We start from the raw sequence: 1,193 nt of genomic DNA on the forward strand, positions 1-1,193 counted from the left end.
TGTCCAACAAACGAGTGTGATAAGACTTGCAAGCACTTCACAGTTTTTAGAGTATAAGAATGGTATCGTTTTGCGCTTTATGGCTATGGGTAAGAATGTTGGAGCGACCACGATTGTCTTAAATGCTTTAGATGGCAAGCCGGTTTATAAAGCAACGGAAACGGGTTTATCGCTTTTATCAGGGGGGGAAATCCAACAAGGGTGCATTTATACATTGTTTTATAATGGAGATCATTGGCATCTTGTTAATCCTACCCCACTCCCTTTAGAAGAAGAAGAAAGCAGTCTTTATCCCACGGGTTTTATAGGAACGTTTGGCATGCGTGGGATTCCAAAGGATTGGTTAATTTGCGATGGGAAGGCTTATTTGCGTCGTGATTATGGTGATTTATTTGAGACGATAGGAACGATTTGGGGAGAGGGTGATGGCGCCACGACATTTAATGTTCCCGATTTTCGAGGGATGTTTTTACGAGGGCTTGATGGAGGGCGCAATATTGATGAGGGGCGTTCTTTTGCAAGTGTGCAAACAGATTTAATCGAGTCGCATCAACATCAAGGACAGAGCCTTTCGATGTCTCATTTTACCAGCAACGAAAACTTTTGGGATGGGAATACGACGGATGTGTTGGGCTATCGTCTAGGCTTGTTTGGGGGGAGCTCTCTAGCGAATTTTATGGGCATAGAGCGTGAGAATTTAGGGGGCTACATTGTAAGTTCTCATACTCTTGATGAGAACCAAGAGGTTGTTTTGGAGAGCACTGGTGAAGGCGAGACGCGTCCAGTTAATGTGAGTGTTCTGTTTGCGATTAAGACATGAGGTGTAAGATGTCGACGATCTATGATTGGTCTTTAAATGCCTCCTTGAATGCCTATTGTGATGATTTGATTGATTGGTCAAAAGGACAACGTCCTAGTAGTCTGAATAATAGTGCTCGTGTGATGATGCAACGTGTGCGTGAGTATTTATCGGATACGAGTGGTGTGATTGAAAGCACTTTTACGGTTGATGCTGAACACCAGACGACGTTGATAAGACTTCAAAGCCAATCGGCATTTTTAGAGTATAAGAATGGGATATCAATTTGTTTTAAAGCGAAGGGCAAGAATATTGGGGAAACCGCAATTGCCTTGAATGATTTGGCGGCTAAACCTGTTTACAAGGCGACGGAATTAGGTCTCCGTGTTTTATC

Annotated in this window: 1 protein-coding gene and 1 pseudogene; both read left to right on the top strand. The window is 43.1% G+C overall.

Translation table 11 applies throughout. The features are described from left to right. Positions 1-820 (top strand): phage tail protein (locus ACFINH_RS09385; protein WP_375632872.1); only part of this gene is annotated, 820 nt, incomplete at its 5' end. 8 nt (positions 821-828) lie between these two features. Next, positions 829-1,193 (top strand): annotated as a pseudogene (locus ACFINH_RS09390) (phage tail protein); the annotation flags it as partial.

The sequence above is a fragment of the Bartonella sp. AA74HLJMH genome (assembly GCF_042197045.1).
GTDB lineage: Bacteria > Pseudomonadota > Alphaproteobacteria > Rhizobiales > Rhizobiaceae > Bartonella.